Annotated in this window: 21 protein-coding genes; 9 read left to right on the forward strand and 12 right to left on the reverse strand. The window is 72.3% G+C overall.

The features are described 5' to 3' along the window. Window positions 1-52: 52 nt before the first annotated feature. Window positions 53-1,468 (reverse strand): dihydroorotase, encoded by a 1,416-nt coding sequence (locus tag ACFQMF_RS12305; RefSeq protein ID WP_256408093.1) that lies wholly within the window; start codon window positions 1,466-1,468, stop codon window positions 53-55. Between the two features lie 357 nt (window positions 1,469-1,825). On the opposite strand from ACFQMF_RS12305, the gene serS reads away from it, so the two are divergent. Beyond that, on the forward strand, window positions 1,826-3,196 hold the full coding sequence (gene serS, locus ACFQMF_RS12310) for a serine--tRNA ligase (protein ID WP_256408094.1): 1,371 nt from the start codon (window positions 1,826-1,828) through the stop codon (window positions 3,194-3,196). Window positions 3,197-3,224: 28 nt separating this feature from the next. On the opposite strand, the gene ACFQMF_RS12315 is transcribed toward serS, so the two are convergent. Next, window positions 3,225-3,827, reverse strand: a complete 603-nt coding sequence (locus ACFQMF_RS12315; RefSeq protein WP_256408095.1) for an LURP-one-related/scramblase family protein — start codon at window positions 3,825-3,827, stop codon at window positions 3,225-3,227. 76 nt (window positions 3,828-3,903) lie between these two features. Further along, a complete protein-coding gene (gene endA, locus ACFQMF_RS12320; RefSeq protein ID WP_256408096.1) occupies window positions 3,904-5,073 on the reverse strand; it encodes a tRNA-intron lyase in 1,170 nt (389 codons plus the stop codon). A gap of 150 nt (window positions 5,074-5,223) precedes the next feature. Here endA and ACFQMF_RS12325 point away from each other — a divergent pair, with 150 nt between their 5' ends. Together ACFQMF_RS12325 and ACFQMF_RS12330 are read left to right on the forward strand one after the other, a co-directional pair. After that, on the forward strand, window positions 5,224-7,491 hold the full coding sequence (locus ACFQMF_RS12325) for an AAA family ATPase (RefSeq protein ID WP_256408097.1): 2,268 nt from the start codon (window positions 5,224-5,226) through the stop codon (window positions 7,489-7,491). 3 nt (window positions 7,492-7,494) lie between these two features. Next, complete coding sequence (locus tag ACFQMF_RS12330) at window positions 7,495-8,445, forward strand: rhomboid family intramembrane serine protease (protein WP_256408098.1); 951 nt, start codon at window positions 7,495-7,497, stop codon at window positions 8,443-8,445. Between the two features lie 24 nt (window positions 8,446-8,469). Here ACFQMF_RS12330 and ACFQMF_RS12335 read toward each other — a convergent pair whose 3' ends face one another. From ACFQMF_RS12335 to lwrS, 4 genes are all read right to left on the reverse strand, one after another. Further along, complete coding sequence (locus ACFQMF_RS12335; RefSeq protein ID WP_256408099.1) at window positions 8,470-8,946, reverse strand: CopG family ribbon-helix-helix protein; 477 nt, start codon at window positions 8,944-8,946, stop codon at window positions 8,470-8,472. 26 nt (window positions 8,947-8,972) lie between these two features. Beyond that, window positions 8,973-9,314, reverse strand: a complete 342-nt coding sequence (locus ACFQMF_RS12340) for a PadR family transcriptional regulator (RefSeq protein WP_256408100.1) — start codon at window positions 9,312-9,314, stop codon at window positions 8,973-8,975. Between the two features lie 60 nt (window positions 9,315-9,374). After that, the gene (locus ACFQMF_RS12345) at window positions 9,375-10,028 is read right to left on the reverse strand and encodes an HAD family hydrolase (RefSeq protein WP_256408101.1); all 654 of its coding nucleotides are present in this window, start codon (window positions 10,026-10,028) and stop codon (window positions 9,375-9,377) included. 88 nt (window positions 10,029-10,116) lie between these two features. Continuing rightward, on the reverse strand, window positions 10,117-10,485 hold the full coding sequence (gene lwrS, locus ACFQMF_RS12350) for an LWR-salt protein (protein ID WP_256408102.1): 369 nt from the start codon (window positions 10,483-10,485) through the stop codon (window positions 10,117-10,119). Between the two features lie 64 nt (window positions 10,486-10,549). Here lwrS and uppS point away from each other — a divergent pair, with 64 nt between their 5' ends. Continuing rightward, window positions 10,550-11,545 carry a polyprenyl diphosphate synthase gene (uppS, locus tag ACFQMF_RS12355; RefSeq protein ID WP_256408103.1) on the forward strand — a complete coding sequence of 332 codons (996 nt, stop codon included), beginning with the start codon at window positions 10,550-10,552 and terminating at the stop codon, window positions 11,543-11,545. Window positions 11,546-11,625: 80 nt separating this feature from the next. Here uppS and ACFQMF_RS12360 read toward each other — a convergent pair whose 3' ends face one another. Further along, a complete protein-coding gene (locus ACFQMF_RS12360) occupies window positions 11,626-12,084 on the reverse strand; it encodes an NOB1 family endonuclease (protein WP_256408104.1) in 459 nt (152 codons plus the stop codon). Then, entirely contained in the window at window positions 12,084-12,329 is a 246-nt protein-coding gene (locus ACFQMF_RS12365) for a PRC-barrel domain-containing protein (RefSeq protein WP_256408105.1), read from the reverse strand. Before ACFQMF_RS12365 ends, ACFQMF_RS12360 begins: the two co-directional genes overlap by 1 nt. A 183-nt stretch (window positions 12,330-12,512) precedes the next feature. Between ACFQMF_RS12365 and infB the strand changes: the two genes are divergently transcribed. Continuing rightward, a complete protein-coding gene (gene infB / locus ACFQMF_RS12370; RefSeq protein ID WP_256408106.1) occupies window positions 12,513-14,306 on the forward strand; it encodes a translation initiation factor IF-2 in 1,794 nt (597 codons plus the stop codon). A 43-nt stretch (window positions 14,307-14,349) separates the two neighbouring features. Then, entirely contained in the window at window positions 14,350-14,529 is a 180-nt protein-coding gene (locus ACFQMF_RS12375; RefSeq protein ID WP_256408107.1) for a hypothetical protein, read from the forward strand. Between the two features lie 48 nt (window positions 14,530-14,577). Here ACFQMF_RS12375 and ACFQMF_RS12380 read toward each other — a convergent pair whose 3' ends face one another. The 3 genes from ACFQMF_RS12380 to ACFQMF_RS12390 form a co-directional block, all read right to left on the reverse strand. Next, window positions 14,578-14,703: a hypothetical protein gene (locus ACFQMF_RS12380; protein WP_256408109.1), complete on the reverse strand. Its 126-nt coding sequence runs from the start codon at window positions 14,701-14,703 to the stop codon at window positions 14,578-14,580. A gap of 76 nt (window positions 14,704-14,779) precedes the next feature. Beyond that, complete coding sequence (locus ACFQMF_RS12385) at window positions 14,780-15,478, reverse strand: SDR family oxidoreductase (protein WP_256408110.1); 699 nt, start codon at window positions 15,476-15,478, stop codon at window positions 14,780-14,782. Window positions 15,479-15,518: 40 nt separating this feature from the next. After that, window positions 15,519-16,379 (reverse strand): TOBE domain-containing protein, encoded by an 861-nt coding sequence (locus tag ACFQMF_RS12390; RefSeq protein ID WP_256408111.1) that lies wholly within the window; start codon window positions 16,377-16,379, stop codon window positions 15,519-15,521. A gap of 239 nt (window positions 16,380-16,618) precedes the next feature. Between ACFQMF_RS12390 and ACFQMF_RS12395 the strand changes: the two genes are divergently transcribed. From ACFQMF_RS12395 to ACFQMF_RS12405, 3 genes are read left to right on the forward strand one after another with little or no spacing between them, the layout of a single operon-like run. Continuing rightward, window positions 16,619-17,554 (forward strand): ABC transporter substrate-binding protein, encoded by a 936-nt coding sequence (locus tag ACFQMF_RS12395; RefSeq protein WP_256408112.1) that lies wholly within the window; start codon window positions 16,619-16,621, stop codon window positions 17,552-17,554. A 2-nt stretch (window positions 17,555-17,556) separates the two neighbouring features. After that, window positions 17,557-18,303, forward strand: a complete 747-nt coding sequence (locus tag ACFQMF_RS12400; protein WP_379792049.1) for an ABC transporter permease — start codon at window positions 17,557-17,559, stop codon at window positions 18,301-18,303. Beyond that, entirely contained in the window at window positions 18,303-19,055 is a 753-nt protein-coding gene (locus tag ACFQMF_RS12405) for an amino acid ABC transporter ATP-binding protein (RefSeq protein WP_256408113.1), read from the forward strand. Before ACFQMF_RS12400 ends, ACFQMF_RS12405 begins: the two co-directional genes overlap by 1 nt. The last annotated feature ends 466 nt before the right edge of the window (window positions 19,056-19,521 follow it).

The following is a 19,521-nucleotide window of genomic DNA, read 5'->3' on the forward strand; positions in this document are numbered from 1 at the left end:
GCCCCGGCGCGTGCCGAAACTCGACCCTCGGACGCCCCGGATCGCGCCCGCCTTACGACTCCCGGACGTTCCGACCGACCGGCTCGCCGAACGACTCGGCGCCCGTGACGGGGTCGCGCTCGTAGACGACCGCGCCGCGGACGAGCGTCAGCTCCGGGAAGACGCCCTGTAACCCCTCGAAGGGCGTCCAGCCGCAGGCGCCGTGGAGCGCGCCCGCCTCGATCTCGCGGGGGTTCGTCAGGTCGACGAGGACGAGGTCGGCGTCGGCGCCCTCGGCGACGCGCCCCTTCGCCTCGACCCCGAAGATCGACGCGGGGTTGGCCGCGACCACGTCGCGGACGCGCTCCAGGCTCAGCTCGCCCTTGCGCACGGACTCCAGGAGGAGCGGGTAGAGCGTCTCCACCCCGGGGACGCCGCTCGGCGCCTCGGTGAGCCCCCGCCGCTTCTCGGCGACCGTGTGGGGCGCGTGGTCGGTGGCGACGACGTCGACGTCGCCGTCGCGGAGGCGCTCGAACACCCCGGCCCGCCGCTCCTCGGAGCGGAGCGGCGGGTTCATCCGGCCGAAGGTGCCGAGCCGGCCGGCGTTCTCGCGCGAGAGGAAGAGGTGATGCGGGGTGACCTCGCAGGTGGGCGGGGCAGCGCCCGCGGTCGCCCGGGCCTCGCTCTCGTCCCTCTCGGGCCCGCTTCCGTCCCCCTCGGACCCCCTTTCGTCTCCCTCGGACTCGCGGGCCGCGACGACCGCGTCGATCCCCTCCGGCGTCGACGTGTGAGCGACGTGCACCTGCGCGTCGCTCTCGGCGGCGGCCGCGAGCGCGCGCTCGACCGCGGCGACCTCCGCCTCGGCGGTCCGGTAGGCCGACCACGCGTCGGCGTTCGCGGCGGTGCCGACTCCGCCGAGGTCCCTACTGAGCGCGCTCGCGTCGAACAGCGCCTCGTCCTCCGCGTGGACCGTGACCGGGACGTCGCGGGCGGCGGCCTCGGCGAGCGCGTCCTCGAACAGGTCGACGGCGATCCCCATCTCGCCGGTCGAGTCCGCGAGGAACACCTCGCCGAGCGCGAAGAGGGGTCGCTCGAACAGGCCCTCGGGGTCCCAGTCGGCGGTGACGCCGCCGTTGATCCCGTAGTCGACGAGCGAGTCGGCGGCGAGCGCGGCCTTCCCGTCGTAGGCGTCGCCGTCGACGGTCGGCGGCGAGGTGTTCGGCTGGTCAACGACGGTCGTCACGCCGCCGGCGGCCGCGCTCCGCGAGCCCGAGGCCCACGTCTCCTTGTGGCTCCCGCCCGGCTCCCGGAAGTGGACGTGGGCGTCGACGGCGCCGGGCAGGAGGTGTCGCCCGCGGGCGTCGACGACGCGCTCGCCCGCGTCCGGGTCGATCCCGGCGTTCGCCGGCTCGACCGCGTCGATGGTCCCGTCTCGGATCCGAACGTCGCGGACCCGCCCGTCGGCGAGCTCCGCGCCGGTGATGAGCATGCCACATCCGCTCGCGGCACGCTATTTAAACCGTGGTGATCCGCGCGACCGGACCGACGCCGTCTGGCGGGCGTCGACCGCGACGGGAGTCCATGAACGACCGGCGGTGCGGTGGCGCGCGCCGCCGAGCGGCCGCTACCGGCGGCCGCGAAGGAGCGCGCGAGGTCGGGGAGGTGTGAGGTGCTGTGCGGTTGCGGTCGGCTGAAGCTTTGGCGGTGTTCGCCGGCGAATCGGCTACAATCGCTCATAAGCGCACACCTGCGCCTCGAAAACTCAACTCGGCCAGGCGGTCCGCCCGTGCCGACCGACACCGACGCTCCGATACGGTTTTGGGTCGCCCCGCGGAACCTCCGGTAAATGCTGTCTCGACAGTTCGTCCGGGAGAACCCCGAGGTTGTCCGCGAGGCGCTCGACGACAAGGGCGTCGACGTGGACCTCGACCGGATACTCGACGTCGACGAGGAGTGGCGGGAGCTGAAGAGCCGCGGCGACGACCTGCGCCACGAGCGCAACGAGGTCTCCTCGACGATCGGCGAGCTGAAGCAGGCGGGCGAGGAGGAGGAAGCCCAGGAGGCGATCGAGCGCTCGCAGGAGCTCAAGTCGGAGCTCCGAGAGGTCGAGGCGCGCGCCGACGAGCTGGAGGCGGAACTGGAGGAATCACTGCTCGAACTCCCCCAGATCCCGCAGGAGTCGGTCCCCGTGGGCGCCGACGAGTCCGAGAACGTCGAGCGGCGCCGCGAGGGGTTCGACGACCTCCGCGAGCTCCCCGCCGACGTGGAGCCGCACTACGACCTCGGCGAGGACCTCGAGATCCTCGACTTCGAGCGCGGCGCGAAGGTCGCGGGCGCCGGCTTCTACGTCGCGAAGGGGGACGGTGCCCGACTGGAGCACGCGCTGATCCAGTTCATGCTCGACGTTCACCGCGAACAGGGGTACGAGGACGTGTTCCCGCCGATCCCGGTCAACTCCGCGTCGATGCGCGGCACGGGCCAGCTCCCGAAGTTCACCGAGGACGCCTACCGCGTCGAGGGGTCGAACGACGAGGCGTACGACGACGACGACCTCTGGCTGCTCCCGACCGCGGAGGTGCCCGTCACGAACCTCCACCGCGACGAGATCCTGCTCGGCGAGGACCTCCCCCTCAAGTACCAGGCGTACACGCCGAACTTCCGGCAGGAGGCGGGCGAGCACGGCACCGAGACGCGCGGTATCGTCCGCGTCCACCAGTTCAACAAGGTGGAGATGGTGAACTTCGTGCGGCCCGAGGAGAGCGACGAGCGCTTCGAGGGGCTCGTCGACGAGGCCGAGGAGGTGCTGCGCCGCCTCGAACTCCCCTACCGCATCCTGGAGATGTGTACCGGCGACCTCGGGTTCACGCAGGCGAAGAAGTACGACGTCGAGGTGTGGGCGCCCGCCGACGACATGGACGAGGGGCCCGACCGCGGCGGCCGGTGGCTGGAGGTCTCCTCCGTCTCGAACTTCGAGGACTTCCAGGCGCGCAGAGCGGGGATCCGGTACCGCGAGGAGCACCACGAGTCCGCGGAGTACCTCCACACGCTGAACGGCTCCGGGCTCGCGGTCCCGCGGATCGTCGTCGCGATCCTGGAGTACTATCAGAACGACGACGGCACCGTCACCGTCCCCGAGGCGCTGCGCCCGTACATGGGCGGCACCGAGGTCATCGAGGGCCACGACGCGGTCGGCGAGACGAAACTGGGCGGGGAGTAGGCGAGCGGCGCGGTGCGACCGACCGCCGCTACTGGTTCTCTAAGGCGTCGAGGATACACGCGGCGGCGACGACCGCCTCCTTCGGCACGTCGCTCGCGTCGTCGATGGTGACCGCGTACGTGTCCCGCAGCGAGAACTGCCCCTCGATGTCGCCGACGTGGCCGCCGTCGGCGTCGAATATCTCGTACTTGTTCGGGATCAGGTTCGCGGCGCCGACGAGGTGCCGGAGCGCCGCCATCAGCTTGCTCTTCGACCTGATCGTCGCCAGCGCCTCCCCCGTCTCGGGGTCGCGGATCGTCCAGTTCTCGACGAACAGCGAGTAGTCCTCGTCGAGGACGACGACCTCCTCGCCGGTGCCCGAGTCGACGATGGCGTAGTTCCCGCCGATGTCGACGATCCCGCCCGCCTTCACCGTGAACGCGTCGTCGCCGTCGCCGGTGACGAACGGGAACTCCTCTTTCAGCTTGAACATCTTCTGTTTCCCGCGGAGGACGACGTCGCCGGCGCTGTCGCGGACGGCGTACTTGTTCCGGACCATCGACTGCTTCACCTCGTAGCGGTCGTCGCTGAGGTCGACCGTCGAGATGTCGTAGGCGTCCGAGTCGGAGGGGAACACGGAGTGCTCGCTCATGGCCGGCAAGAGAATCAGGCGTCGGAAAACGGTTCCGTTCGCCTCGACGGGGCGGCGTCGGGGCGTCGCTCGCTCGTCAGGGCGTCAGCCGCCCGACCGAGAGCCACGTCACGTCGGCGTCGCGGACCGCGTCGCCGGCGTCTCCGGGGCTGTCGGCGTCTCCCTCGACGGTCGTCAGCGCGAACACCATCTCCTTGCGGACGCCGCCCGCGAGCCGCACGTCGAGCGAGAGCTCGCGCGGCGAGAAGCGGTGGTCGGCGTCGACGACGCGCACGAGGTGCTCGGAGTGCGGCAGGTCCTCGACCGTCTCCACGTCGAGGTACGTCCGGAAGTCGGCGCCGAACTTGAAGCCGGTCTTCGGGACGGCGTCCGCCGCGCGGAGGCGCCGATAGACCGCGAGCCGCCTTTCGAACCGCTCGCCCTCCACGTCGCGGCCGCGGGCGACGACCGCGGCGGCGGGACCGTCCGGCGGCGTCTCGTCCGGGGCGCCCTCGCTCGCGGCCCCCACCGACGCCGACAGCGACAGGACGCCGTCGGCCGCGAGCGACGCGGCCTCGACGAGGGAGAGCTGGAGCGCGCCCTCGACCGCCGCGGCGCGACCGGTGAGCGGCTGGCCGTAGAAGCCGCGCTCGTAGAGGGCCTCGGGGGCGTCCCAGACGACGACGCGGTCGGCGAGGAGGACGCCGTCGAGCCGCTCCGGGGGCTCGTAGCCGGTCGCGCCCTCGATCCGCCCGCCCTCCGCCGCGAAGTAGGTGATGTCGGACTCCTCGTCGACGACGGCGAGGGTGCGGCCGGCGAGCTCGGCGGCCGCGAGCGCCTCCCGCTCGCCGACGACCTGGACGGGGTACTCGACGTTCCCGGTGTCGGGCGTCGAGCCGCGCTCGTAGGCGACGAAGTCGACCGCGTCGGGAACGGCGGCCTCCCCGCCGGGCCAGGGCTCGCGGGCCGGCGAGAGGTAGAAGCCGCGATCGCGGAGGTCGGCGTAGACGAGGTACCGCACCGCGAACCGGTCGGCGGCGGCCGCGCTCTCGACGAAGAAGCGCTCGAAGCCGACCGGGTCGGCGTCGGGGGCGAGCGCGACCCCGGAGAGGTCGCCCCGGAAAAGGAGGTGAGCCGCCTCGACGCGCGAGAGCGCGATCTCGTTCCCGTCGAGCGGGCGACCGTACCCCCGGGAGTCGTAGAAGCGCTGGCGGGCGTCGCCGGCGACGCGGACCGCGTCGCCGCGCAGGTGCCCTGTCGGTTGCATACCCGAAGGCGCGCCCGGGCGAGGTAAGGGGGTTGCGGTCGGCGGTGCCCCGCGCCCGGCGTCGCCGCCCGCTGCCCCCGTCACCCCTCTCCGCCGCCGGTCGCCCCGCCCCCGGACAAAGGTAAAGGGTGATCGGCCAGTACGGAACCCATGAACGACTCCGCAGGCCTCCGGCTCACGGTGCGTGCCGCCGAGAAGCGGGACGCGGGCCGGGGGATCGCAAGGCTCCCCGAACCCGCCCGGAAGCGGCTCGGCCTCCTCAGCGGCGACACCGTCGAGATCCGCGGCGAGCGCGTCGCCGTCGCGAAGGTGTGGCCCGGCGGTCCCGACGCGACGGACGGCGCCGTCCTCATCGACGCCGACACCCGCGCGAACGCCGGCGTGAAGGTCGGCGACACCGTCGCCGTCGCGCCGGTCACCGTCGAGGACGCCGACAGCGTCGTCCTCGCCGCCCCCGCGCGGCTCGCCGACGTCGACGTGAGCCGCGAGGTGGTCGAGCGCGCGCTCGCCCGCGACCTCCGCGACCGCCCCGTCACCGAGGGCGAGGCGGTCCACGTCGAGCGGCTCGGCGGCCTCCGGTTCGTCGTCGCCGAGACGGACCCCGCGGGGACCGTGCGCGTGACGAACCGGACCGACGTCTCGGTGACGTACGGGGACGGGGAGGACGGCGGGTCCGCCCGCTCCGAAAGCCGAGGCGACGCCGACCGGGAGGGCCGACGCGGGACGACCGACGCGTCAGCCGGCGGCGACCGCTCCGACCGAGCCGCGCCGCCCGGAAGCGACGCTCGATCGACGGGCGAGGGGGCCGCGCCCCCCGCGGACCACACCGCGGGCGCGACCTACGAGGACATCGGCGGGCTGGACGAGGAGCTGGAGCTGGTGCGCGAGACGATCGAGCTCCCGCTCTCCGAGCCCGAGGTGTTCACCCGGCTCGGCATCGACCCGCCGAAGGGGGTCCTGCTCCACGGCCCGCCCGGCACCGGCAAGACGCTGATCGCCCGCGCCGTCGCCAACGAGGTCGACGCCGAGTTCATCACGGTCGACGGGCCGGAGATCATGTCGAAGTACAAGGGCGAGTCGGAGGAGCGCCTCCGGGACGTGTTCGACCGCGCGAGCGAGGCCGCTCCCGCGATCGTCTTCTTCGACGAGATCGACTCGATCGCCGGCAAGCGCGACGACGGCGGCGACGTGGAGAACCGCGTCGTCGGCCAGCTGCTCTCGCTGATGGACGGGCTCGACGCCCGCGGCGACGTGATCGTCATCGGCGCGACGAACCGCGTCGACACCCTCGACCCCGCGCTCCGGCGGGGCGGTCGGTTCGACCGCGAGATCGAGATCGGCGTCCCCGGCGAGGCCGGCCGCCGCCAGATCCTCGACGTCCACACGCGCCGGATGCCGCTCGCCGACGACGTGGACCTCGACCGGATCGCGAGCCGGACGCACGGGTTCGTCGGCGCCGACATCGAGGGGCTCGCGCAGGAGGCGGCGATGACGGCGCTGCGCCGCGCCCGCGAGTCGGACGCGAGGGCGCTCGACGACGTGACCGTCGGGAAGGCCGACTTCGAGGCCGCCCACGCCAACGTCGAGCCGAGCGCGATGCGGGAGTACGTCGCCGAGCAGCCGACCACCGACTTCGCCGACGTGGGCGGGCTCCCGGAGGCGAAGGAGAAGCTGGAGCGGGCGGTGACGTGGCCGCTGACCTACGGGCCGCTCTTCGACGCCGCCGACGCCGACCCGCCGACGGGGGTCCTGCTTTACGGCCCGCCGGGCACCGGGAAGACGCTGCTCGCCCGGGCGATCGCGGGCGAGAGCGGCGTCAACTTCATCCAGGTCGCGGGCCCCGAGCTGCTCGACCGCTACGTCGGCGAGTCGGAGAAGGCGGTCCGCGACCTCTTCGACCGCGCCCGGCAGGCGGCCCCCGCCATCGTCTTCTTCGACGAGATCGACGCCATCGCGGCCGACCGCGACGGCGCGGGCGGGGACGGCTCCGGCGTCGGCGAGCGCGTCGTCTCCCAGCTCCTGACCGAGCTGGACCGCGCCAGCGACAACCCGAACCTCGTCGTGCTCGCGGCGACGAACCGACGGAACGCGCTCGACCCCGCCCTGCTCAGACCCGGACGGCTGGAGACGCACATCGAGGTGCCCGAGCCCGACCGCGAGGCGCGCCGGAAGATCCTCGACGTCCACACCCGCGAGAAGCCCGTCGCGGAGGGGGTCGACCTGGAGCGCCTCGCCGACGAGACGGAGGGGTACTCGGGCGCGGAGATCGCCTCGCTGTGCCGCGAGGCCGCACTCGTCGCCATCGAGCGCGTCGCCGACGAGCACGGCGCGGCCGCGAACGACCACGCCGACGAGGTCTCGATCGGGAGCGACGACTTCGCGGCCGCGCTGGAGACGGTGCGGCCGGCGACCCCGTGAGCGATGCGCGGCGAGGGGGACCGCGCCGACGGGGACGTCGACGGTTCGCCGAGCGACTCCGATCCTGACCCGAATTCCCCCACCCTCCGCGGGCTCCTCGCCAGCGTCCGCTCGGCCGTCCTGTCGATCCCGCCGAGGGACCTCTTCCTGATCGCGGTCCCCCTGCCGGCGCTGCTCGTCGCGGTGGGCCTCGCGCCGGGGACCGACGCCTGGCGCCTCTCGCTCGCGACCGGCGGCGTCTTCGAGAGCCGATGGGCGCTGTGGACCGCGTTCGCGTCGAGCTTCGTCCACGCGAGCCCGGCGCACCTCCTCGACAACCTCGTCAACTACTGGCTGCTCGTCGCCGTCGCGTACCCCCTCTCCGTCGTCGCGGGCTGGCGCGGGCGGCTGCTGGGGTCGGCCGCGATATACCTCGCGGTCGTCCCCCTCGTCTCGGCGTGGGCGACCATCGTCGCGCTCGGCGGGCTCACGGACGCGCCGACGGCCGGCTTCTCCGACGTGAACAGCGCGCTCCTCGGCTACGTCGTCGTCGTCTGGTTCGCCGCGCTGGCGACCGAGACGGACGGGGAGAGCGGTCCCGACCGGGGTCCGCCCGCCGCCGGCGTCGACGCGCGGTGGGCGGTCGTGGCCGCGCTCGGGTCGCTCGCGGTCGCGTACCTCGCGCCGAGCGGCGTCGGCTACTTCCCGTCGCTGCCGGCGGTCGGCTCCCTGTTCGCGCTCTGCGCGGCCCTCGTCGCCGCCGGGCTCTACGCCGCCGTCGGCCGCCCGCGGGTGGTCGGGCTCGGCCTCTCCCCGGAGCGGGAGCTCCTGTACGTCACCGGCGCGAGCGTCGCCGCCGCCGGGGTGATCGGCTCGCTGGTGGTCGTCCCGTTCGGCAGCAACGTGTTCGCGCACCTCGCCGGCTACGTCGTCGGCGTCGCGGTCCCGCTCGTCGGCGTCGTCCTCGACGGGTGAGTCGGCGTCGCGGTCCGGCGCCGGCTACTCGTCGGCGTGTCCGTGGCCGCGTCCGCCGCGACCGTGTCCGCCGTCCGCGGCCTCGCCGTCGCCGCCGAACTCGTCGACCGGCGTCACGCTGTAGTCGACGGTGAGCGTGTCCTTCGTCGCCCGGATCTTCCCGACGAACGCGGAGATCTCCTCCAAGCGTCCCTCCAACACGAACAGCTCCATGCAGTAGCGGGATCCGACGTGGTTGTGGAAGTTGGAGGCGACGAGCCCCTCGTGCTCGTGGCGGAGCCGCATCATCCGCTCCTCGACGCTCGTGGTCTCGTAGTCGAACAGCACCGTCACCACCGCCATCAGGTCCCTGTCCTCCAGCTTGGCGTCCTCGAACTCGCCGAGGAGGTTCCGCGAGGCCTCCCGGACGACCTCGCTGCGCCCGGTATAGCCGTGTTCGTCGGCGAACCCGTCGATCCGCTCCAGTAGCTCCTCCGGCATCGAGACGCTGACGACGGTCATTGTAATAACCCAGACCGGCGATGTTGTTAATCCTTGAGGTCCGGCCCGTCGGCGGGCCGGCCGTCCGGGGTCTCGTCACCCGCGAGCCCCGGCGCACCGACGCGCTCGGAGAGCCACTCGTAGTGGTCGAGGAGGGCGCGCTCGCCCGCGTCGGTGAGCGCGTAGACGTCGGCGATCCCCTCGGTCCGGCGGTCGAGGAACCCGGAGTCCACCAGCGACCGGAGCGTCGCGTAGAAGGAGCCGGGGTCGATCCGCTCGTCGTAGTGCGACTCCAGCCGGTTCTTCAGCGACTGCGCCCGCAGCTCGCCGGCGTCGTACAGCAGCGCGCAGAGGTCGCGCCGGCGACCGCTGTGGAACCACTTCGTCATGGGTCGGTTAGCGCGCGCCGACTCACGACCGTTTCGGTCGCGGGCGGACGGCACGGGGGCTCACCCGCACCCCAGCAGCTCGTCCAGCCGGCCGACGCGCCGGTCGCCGAGCACGCACCGCCCGCGGTCGCCGTGGCCGACGCGCTCGACGTGGACCGCGTCGAGGCCGGCGTTCCACGCCGCGCCCACGTCGCTCTCGCCGTCGCCGACGTAGTAGCCGCGGTCGGCGCGCGGGTCGACGCCGAGCTCGCGCATCGCCAGCTCGATCGGCGCCGGGTCCGGCTTCCAGCCCGTCTCGTCGGTGCAACAGACCACGGCGTCGAACCGGCCGTCGAGGCCGACCCGGTCGAGCACCGGCTCGGCGAGGAACCGCTGGCAGTGGGTGACGAGCCCGGTCGGCCCGCCGGCGTCGTCCACGCGGTCGAGCAGGCGGGCGGCGTCGTCGTGGAGGAACGTCGCCTCCGCGCGGACCGTCGGGTCCTCGACCGCGTGGAACGCCGGCCAGAAGTCGTCCGGGTCGACGCCCATCCCGCGGAGGGTCTCGGCGCGCGACCCGCCGAGCCCGTTCCAGAGGACGCGCGCCTCGCGGTCGGAGAAGCGTCGACCGAGCCGGTCGCCGACGCGGTCGAACACCTCGCGGGTGTACGCCCACTCGGCGTCGACGAGCGTGCCGTCGAGGTCGAACAGGTGGAAGTCGTAGTCGGCGACGAACACGGGCCGACCGGTACGCCGCCGACCGATAAGTGCGTTGCGGGGTCGCGAGAGACGGTACCGCGGTGCTCGGACTCCCTTCCGAAAGCCCTCACTCCCCTCGCACGTGGATCGACGACCCGAGGTACTTGCGGAGGACCTCGTCGACCGAGTCGGCGTTGAACCGAGCGAGGTCGTCGGCGATCTCGCGTCGCAGCGCGTCGAGCTGCTCCCGGTCGGTCCGGAGTTCGCGGAACTCGACGGCGACGACGTCGACGTCGAGGCGATCGCTCGCGAGGGTCCGGAACGTCGGCTCGTCGCCGATCTCGCCGCGCCAGAGCCGGTCGCGGAAGAACAGCCACCCGTCGGCGCCGGGCTCGCTCGCTGGGATCTCCATCGTCGCCTCGAACCGGTCCGGGTCGACCGCCGCGCCGTCCGGGTCGAGCCGGAACGCGACGGCGAAGACGTAGGCGGCGTCCATCGGTCGCGATCTGCGCGGTCGGAGGGTAAAAGTACATATCCCTCGGTCGTGTCGGTCCCCACGTATGTTGGATCGCCTCCGCGACCTCGGCGAGCGCGCCTACCGCCGCCACCTCCGCCGCGAGATCGACGACGTGCCGGCCCACGTCGCGATCATCCAGGACGGGAACCGGCGGTACGCCCGCGAGCGCGGCGACGACGCGCCCGACGGGCACCGCGCCGGCGCCGACACCACCGAGCGCGTGCTCGACTGGTGCGCCGACCTCGGCGTCGCGGAGCTGACGCTGTACGCCTTCTCGACCGAGAACTTCGAGCGCCCCGACGAGGAGCTGACGCCGCTGTTCGACCTCTTAGAGCGCAAGCTCCGCGAGTTCGCCGACGCCGACCGCGTCCACGAGCAGGGCGTCCGGGTCCGCGCCATCGGCGACGTCGCCCGGCTCCCGCCCCGCGTCCGCGACGCGGTCGACTACGCCGAGCGCCGCACCGCCGACAACGACCGGTTCACCCTGAACGTCGCGCTCGCGTACGGCGGCCGGACCGAGCTCCTCGACGCCGCCCGGACGATCGCCGCCGACGTCGACGCCGGCGACCTCGACCCGAGCGACGTCGACGCCGGGACCGTCGAGGACCGGCTGTACGACCGGCCGGTCCGCGACGTCGACCTCATCGTCCGGACCGGCGGCGACGAGCGCACCTCGAACTTCCTCCCGTGGCACGCCAACGGCAACGAGGCCGCCGTCTACTTCTGTGCGCCCTACTGGCCGGAGTTCTCGCAGCGGGAGTTCCTCCGGGCCATCCGCACCTACCAGTCCCGCGAGGAGTCGTGGCAGCGCGCCCGCGCGGAGCGGGCCGTCGCCCTCGTCCGGGCGGTCGCCGAGGCGGAGCTCGCCGAGGCCCGAACCGTCGCCGGGCGGCTCCGCGAGCGCGTCCCTCGCCTCGACGGGAGCGACCTCTCCGACGACGCCCTCGGGATCGCCGAGGGCGACGCGGTCGGGAGGGCTAACGGCGACGCGGCCGGTGGGGTCGAGCGCGACGTCCGAGAACAGTCGAGAGCGGACTGACCGCGCGGGAGCGATCGGCGCCGTCGCTCCCGAGCCCGCCGCCCCGGCCGCGGACCCTTCGGTCCGACTCCCCCGTCCGGTCAGGCCGGGTTCTTCCGCGTCAGGTCGCTGCCGCAGATCGGGCACCGCTCCCGGTTCTCGTCGAACGTGCGGTTGCAGCCGACGCACTGGAAGCGCCACTCGCGCTCCTCGGCGATCCCGTCCCTGGCGATCGGCTCGACGGCGAGGTCGAGCCGCTCGGCGACGTTCTGCATCGCGTAGTCGTCGGTGACGAGCGTCGCGCTCAACTCCAGCGCGGTCGCGATCAGCCGGGTGTCGGTGTCGGACAGCTCCGCCTCGTCGCCCGAGCCGCGCGCGGCGCGCCGGACGTTGTCGATGACCTCGGGGGCCGGGACGTGGATCGTCATCCCGGAGCCCTCCATCGCGTCGAAGCGGAGCGCCCCCTCGCCGGTGAGCTCCTCGTGCACTTCGGGCACCGAGACGACGTCGTCGTCGGTGGTGTACTCGTGGATGAACGCCGAGGTGTCGAGGACTTCCATCAGCGGGCGACGACGATGTAGTCCTTCACCGCCTGCACGTTCGCGACCGGCACCTTCAGTCGGCCCATCTCGTCGACGTCGAAGCCGACCCGATCGGCGCTGAGCTGCTCGTGCGGGCTGACGAGCAGGTCGTTCAGCTCCCCCGACTTCAGGTCCATCGTGATGTTGTACAGGTCGCCGAGCTCCGTGCCGTCCGAGCTCATCACCGCCTTCCCGGAGAGGTTCTCCGCGAGGATGTCTACCATGTTCTCACCGTCCGTGGCAACGGTCTTAAACGCCACGGGGGCGTCCGACGGGCGACGGACGCCGACCGGGACCCCCGAGCGAGGCGGCCCCGAACCCGGGCGGTCCGGCCGGCGGCGTTTTGAAAGGCTTAACTGACGCCCGGGCGGAACACACGGTAACCGACCTTCTCGGGGCGATCACCCATGACCGACCACACAAACGCGGACACCCTTCGGACGCCGATCGTCGCCGTGTTGGGCCACGTCGATCACGGCAAGACGAGCCTGCTCGACACGATCCGCGGCTCCGCCGTCAGCGAGGGCGAGGCCGGCGCGATCACCCAGCACATCGGGGCGACGGACATCCCCCTCGACACCATCTCCGGCATGGCCGGCGAGCTCATCGACCCGACCGACTTCGACCTCCCCGGCCTCCTCTTCATCGACACGCCGGGCCACCACTCCTTCTCGACGCTGCGCGCCCGCGGCGGCGCCCTCGCCGACATCGCGGTGCTCGTCGTCGACGTCAACGACGGGTTCCAGCCGCAGACCGAGGAGGCGATCGACATCCTCCGGCGCACCGGGACTCCCTTCGTCGTCGCCGCCAACAAGGTGGACACGACGCCGGGGTGGAACCCGCAGGACGGTCAGCCGATCCAGAAGAGCCTGGAGGCGCAGTCGGAGCGCGCCGAGTCCATGCTCAACGAGAACCTCTACGAGATCATCGGCCAGCTCTCCGACGCCGGCTTCTCCGCCGACCTCTACTGGCGCGTGCAGGACTTCCAGAAGAACATCGGCGTCGTCCCGCTGTCGGCGCTCACCGGCGAGGGCGTCCCCGACCTCCTCACCGTCCTGATGGGGCTCTCCCAGCGGTTCATGAAGGAGGAGATGGCGATCGACGTGCGCGGGCCGGGCGAGGGGACGGTGCTGGAGGTGAAAGACGAGCGCGGCTTCGGCGCCACCATCGACACGGTGGTGTACGACGGCGTCGTGCGCAACGGCGACCGGCTCGTCGTCGGCGGGCAGGAGGAGCCGATCGTCACGGAGATCCGAGCGCTGTTGCAGCCGCGGCCCCTGGAGGAGATCCGCACCGAGAAGGAGTTCGAGAAGGTGGCGGAGGTCGGCGCCGCGGCCGGGGTGAAGATCGCCGCGCCCGACCTCGACCGGGCGATGGCCGGCGCGCCGGTCCGGGTCGTCCGCGACCGGCCGGAGGTCGAGGTCGTCGAGGAGGTGAAGGCCGAGCTCGCGGAGATCGAGGTCGACACCGCCGAGGACGGCGTCGTGGTCAAGGCCGACACGCTCGGCTCGCTGGAGGCGATGGCGAACGCGCTCCGCGAGGCCGAGGTGCCCGTCCTGCGCGCCGAGGTCGGCGACATCGCGCCGCGCGACATCGCCGTGGCCGAGACGGCGAACCAGGACGAGCACAAGGCCATCCTCGGCTTCAACGTCGACCTCCTCGCGAACGCGGAGGCGGAGCTGGAGAACGCCGACGTGAAGCTGTTCACGAACGACGTGATCTACCAGCTGATCGAGGACTACGAGACGTTCGTCGAGGAGCGCCAGCGCGCGCAACAGGAGACGGTGCTCGACAAGGTCGTCCGCCCCGCGCGCTTCCGGATCCTCCCCGACCACACGTTCCGCCAGAACGACCCCGCGGTCGTCGGCGTCGAGGTCATCTCCGGGACCCTCCAGAACAACCGGAACGTCGGGACGTTCGAGGGCAACGAGTTCGACCGCGTCGGCCAGCTCTCCGGGATCCAGAAGCAGGGCGACGACGTCGACGAGGCGCGCGCCGGCGAGCGCGTGAGCATCGCCATCGACGGCCCCACCGTCGGGCGCGGCATCGAGGAGGGCGACACCCTCTGGACCGAGGTGCCCGAGAAGCACGCGAAGATCCTCGAACAGGAGCTGAAAGAGGAGATCACGGCCGACGAGCGCGAGGCGCTCGCGGCGTACCTCGACACGAAGCGGAAGCGGGACCCCTTCTGGGGGAAGTAGCGGCCCCACAGCACACTTTTAGCCGGGCGACGAAAGGTCCGCTATGGTCTCTCGCGAGAACGCCGTCATCCTCCTCTGTATGGCCGCCGGACTGGCGCTGGCCTACGGCGGTCGCGTCCTCACGGAGCTGAGCGACACCGTCCTGATCGGAGCGCTGTTGACGGTCGGAGTCGTCGTTCCTCAGCTCCTCAACGGCTACCTCGACGCCCGCGAGGAGGCGTGAGACGGCTCTGCGTGTCTTCTCCGACCGGCCCGCGGCGGATCGGCGCCCTCAGAGCGACTCGCCGCAGCTCGGACACTCCGGACCGTGGCCCCCGTCGACGGGCTCGACGCTGAGACGGCAGGTCTCACACCACCGACGCCCCCGGGTCTCTTCGGTCGGCACGTCATGTGACATACGTTGTCATTACGCACGACCAGGTTATAATCGTTACCGACGCCCCGGCGCACCGTGACGGCCGCGAGGCCCGGACTCACCGCGGGAGCGTCCAGTTCACGTCGACGCCGCGCTCTGGGAACCGGGGCGTGGAGACGACCTCGAACGTCCGGTCCGCCGCGCCCTCGGTCGTCGGCGCCGCGGTCATGAGCCAGGCCACGTCGGCCCGGGAGACGGTCCCCCACAGCTTCGCGCCCGGCTCGGCCGTCGTGACGAGCCCCGTCCGGCGCCCGTTCGTCAGGACGCCCGGACGGAGTATCGTGTGGCGGATCGGCGCCTCGCGGATCGCGGCCTCGGCGTCCGCCTTCGCCTCCTGGAGCGGCCCGATGAACGCGCCGAACGCCGACGCCAGCGGGCTCGCCGGCTCGGGGCCGACGCCGATCGCCGACTCCATCACGAACGCGTCGACGCCGGCGTCGACCGCCGCGTCCAGGAGCGCTCGGTTCCCGGCCCCGTCGACGAACGGCGGGCCGCTCCGGACGGCCGACGTCGTGCTCCCGACGGCGCTTATCACCGCGTCGACCCCCTCGACGGCGGCCGCGAGGTCGGACGGGTCGAGGAGGTCGTCCACCGCGACCTCGTCCGCGCCGGCCGCGCGGAGGTCGGCCGTGGCCCCCGGGGAACGCGTGAGCGCGCGAACGGTGTCGACTCGCGGTCCGGCCCGCCGCAGCACCTCCCGACCCGTTCCGCCGGTGGCGCCCGCGACGAGGACCGCGTCGACGTCGTGCGTGGGCATACCGGTCCCTCGGCGCCGAGCCTAAAGAGCGTCGGGGGGTTCACTCCCGGACCGACCGCCCCACGTGCTCCACCACGCGCGTCGCGGTCGCCTTCCAGCGGATCGCCACGTCGTCGCCCGGCTCCAGGTCCAGCCGCGCCGCGCTCTCGGCCGTGACCAGCGCGCGGAACGCCGTCTCGCCCACTTCGACCCGCACCGTCGAGACGGTCTCGCCGGCGTCGACCTCGACCACCTCCCCTCGCAGGCGGTTCCGGGCGCTCGTCGCGTCCGGGTCCACGCCGACGTCGCCCCTGTGGATCGTCACCGCGTCGGCGCCGATCCGCACCTGCACCGCGTCGCCGACGGCGACCCGGTCGCGGCCGTCGCTCGCGCCGACCGCGTCGCCCGCGCCTCTCGCGCCGTCGGAACCGCCGCCGTCCGTATCCCCGGCGCCGCCGCGGAGCCCCCGGACCGTCCCCACCGCGGTGTCGACGTCGGCCAGCTCGCCGTCGACGCTCGCCACGGTCCCGTCGAGCACCGTCTCGGGGACGCTCGCGGTCGCGGCGAGCACGGTCTGCAGCCGGTCGTAGCGGTCGAGGAGCCCGCGCCCCGCCTCGGTGAGCCGGCTGCCGCCGCCCCCCGAGCCGCCGCGCCGCCGCTCGACGAGCCGGCCGAACGACTCCTCCAGCGCCTCGATCCGCGAGAGCGCCCGGGCCCGCGAGCGCCCCAGCTCGGCGGCCGCGCCCGCGACCGAGCCGGCCTCATGGACCGCCCTGAGGAGCGCGGCGTCGCGCCCGTCGAACTCGGCGTCGCCCTCGATGAGCGCCGCGCTGCCGCGGCCCGCTCCGGTGGCGCTCCCCTCCGCGGCGCTTTCCTCCGCGGCGCTCCCATCCGCGGCGCCCTCTTCGCCGCTCTCGTCCATACGGAAGCCGTCGTTCCGGGAGGTGTTGGCGCTTTCCCTCCCCGGAAGCGTCGACCTCGCTGACGGCAACGTAACCGTTCGCGGTCGCCCCCCGTTCCGGTCCCGACCGGCCGCGGAACGCGATCGGGGACCGCCTCGGCCCCGACGGCTCGCTCCGGGTTCCTCGTCCGAGAGCGGGTAACCGTTCGCGATTAACCGACGGCAGAAGCTATATTTGGGGTCGGTCCGTCGGTGTATCTATGCCGATACATCGACGGCAGTTCGTCGCCGCGCTCGGCGCGGGAACCGTAGCGAGCACGGCCGGATGCACGCAGTTCGGTCAGGGCCAGTCGGAGAGCGGTAGCGGGGCCGGCGTGGCCGGCGAGACCCTGACGCTCACGACCACGACGAGCACCTACGACACGGGGCTGCTCGACGCGATCCACACCGACTTCGAGGAGATGTACGCCGTGACCGTCGACGCGGTCGCACAGGGGACCGGCGCGGCCCTGGAGTCGGCCCGCAACGGCGACTCCGACGTGGTGATGGTCCACGCCCGCGGGCTCGAAGACGAGTTCCTGCGCAACGGGTACGGGGTCAACCGCCGGGACCTGATGTTCAACGACTTCGTGATCGTCGGCCCCGAGAGCGACCCCGCCGGGATCCAGGGGATGTCGTCCGCGACGGAGGCGCTCACCGCCATCGCCGAGGCGCAGGCGGGGTTCGTCTCGCGCGGCGACAACTCCGGCACGCACACGAAGGAGCTGAACCTCTGGGAGGCGGCCGGCACCGAGCCGGGCGGCGACTGGTACCAGGAGACCGGCACCGGGATGGGCGAGGCGCTGAACATCGCCAACCAGCAGGGCGCGTACACCCTCTCGGACCGCGGCACGTTCATCTCGCAGCGCTCGGAGATCGACCTCACGATCCTCGTGCAGGGCCCCATCGAGGGCGGGCCGGAGACCCTCGCGAACCCGTACGGGATCATGGCGGTCAACCCCGGCGTCCACGACAACGCGAACTACGACCTCGCGATGGCGTACATCGGCTGGATCACGAGCCCGGAGGTCCAGGAGTCCATCTCGGAGTACCAGGTGAACGGGGAGCAGCTGTTCTTCCCCAGGGCGGTCTCCGAGGACCCGGACTTCCAGCAGTACGTTCCGGAAGGCTGGAGTAGCGACTCGTCCGACGAGTAAGCGTGCCGATCGAGCCAGTCGCACAGTCGCTTCCCGGAATCGTCCGGGTCGCGGTCGATCTGCCGCTCCTCCTCGACCTCCCGTTCAGGGACGGGTACGTCTGGAGCATCGTCTACGTCTCCCTGTACGTGAGCCTCACCGCCGTGGCGCTGAGCACGCTGTTCAGCGTGCCGGTCGCCGTCGTGCTTGGATTCGCCGAGTTCCCGGGCAAGGGGTTCGTGAAGTCCGTCATCAACACCGGGATGGGGTTTCCGAGCGTCGTCGTCGGCCTCGTCGTGCTGTTCGCCGTCTCGAACCAGGGGCCGCTCGGCGCGCTCGACCTGATCTTCACGAAGCAGGCGATGATCATGTCGCAGTTCGTGCTCGCGACGCCGCCGATCACGGCCATCACCCTCGCGGCCGTCTCCGGGGTCGACGACGGCGTCCGCGACGCGGCGCGCGCGCTCGGCGGCACGCGGGTCGACACGGCGCTCGTCGTCCTGAAGGAGGCGCGGTACGGGATCGCGACCGCGATCCTCGCCGGGTTCGGCCGCGCCATCAGCGAGGTCGGCTCGGTGCTCATCGTCGGCGGCAACATCACGGGCGCGGACGGGATCTCGAAGACCCGCACGCTGACGACCGCGATCCAGCTGGAGGCGCGCCAGGGACAGTACGGAACCGCGATGGTGCTCGGCGCGGTCCTCGTGACGCTCGTGTTGACGATCAACGCCGTTGTCGTTCACTTCGGCGACAGCGGGGTGACGCGGTGATGCTCCGAGCGACCGGCGTCTCGAAGTCGTTCGCGGGCGAGCGGGTGTTCGACGAGATCTCCGTCGCGGCGGACGCCGGCGAGGTCCTCGGCGTCATCGGCCCTTCTGGCGTCGGCAAGACGACGCTGCTCCGGACGCTCGCGCTCTCGCTCGAACCCGACGCCGGGACCGTCGAACTCGACGGCACGGACGCGTGGGCCGTCGACGAGTCCGACCGGCTCGCCCTGCGGCGGCGGGTCGGCATGGTGTTCCAGGAGGCGAGCCTCTTCGACGCGTCCGTGGGCCGAAACGTCGAGTACGGGCTCCGGGTCCGGAGCCCGTGGGGCGACCGGATCGCCGCGGCGCTGGGGCTCGCCGAGACGCCCGACGCCGTCCGCGAGTCGCTCGACGTGGTCGGACTGACGGAGAAGGCGAACCAGCACGCCGACTCGCTGTCGGGCGGGGAGGCGCAGCGCGTGTCGTTCGCCCGCGCACTGGCGTACGACCCCGACGTGTTGCTGCTCGACGAGCCCACATCCGACCTCGATCCGCGGAACACGGCCGTCATCGAGGAGGCGATCGAGGAGGCGAGACGTCGGGGCATCGGCGTCGTCGTGGCGACCCACGACATGCATCAGGCCGAGCGCGTCGCCGACCGCGTCGCGGTGCTGCTCGACGACGGGATCACGGAGGTCGGCCCGACGGAGCGGATCTTCGACGACCCCTCGGACGAGCGCACCCGGAAGTTCATCTCCGGCGAACTGGTGTACTGACGGATACCGAGAAGAGACGGGAACCCGGCCGGAAGTCGGCGATTCGATAGCGGTGATCAAGGGGTCTACGGTGAACGCCTCTAAAGCCCCAGCCGCTCGGCGATACGTGATCGACTGCGGATCGATGGCAGACACCGCCAAAGCCCATCCGCTCGGCTGTACGCGATTGCTACTAGATTGCCGGTGAACTCCTCCAAAGCCCCAGCCGCGAGGACGGCGCACGCTCGCTGCGGTCCTCGGTCACTCGCTCCGCTCGTTCCCTGCGGTCCTTACGTCGCCTGCGCCGTCCTCGCGGCTGCCCCTTTGAGTCCCACCCCACACCGCACCGCGGCCTCACGCCTCCCCAGCCTCGCCGCTCACGCCCTGTGGGCGTTCGCGGCGTCCCTCGCGCGTGCGACTCGCGGCCGGTGGCCGCTCGTCGGCACGCGCCACCGCACCCCTTTCTGTATCCGATCAGTATCACAGC

The sequence above is a fragment of the Halorubrum rutilum genome (assembly GCF_042665015.1).
Taxonomy (GTDB): domain Archaea; phylum Halobacteriota; class Halobacteria; order Halobacteriales; family Haloferacaceae; genus Halorubrum; species Halorubrum rutilum.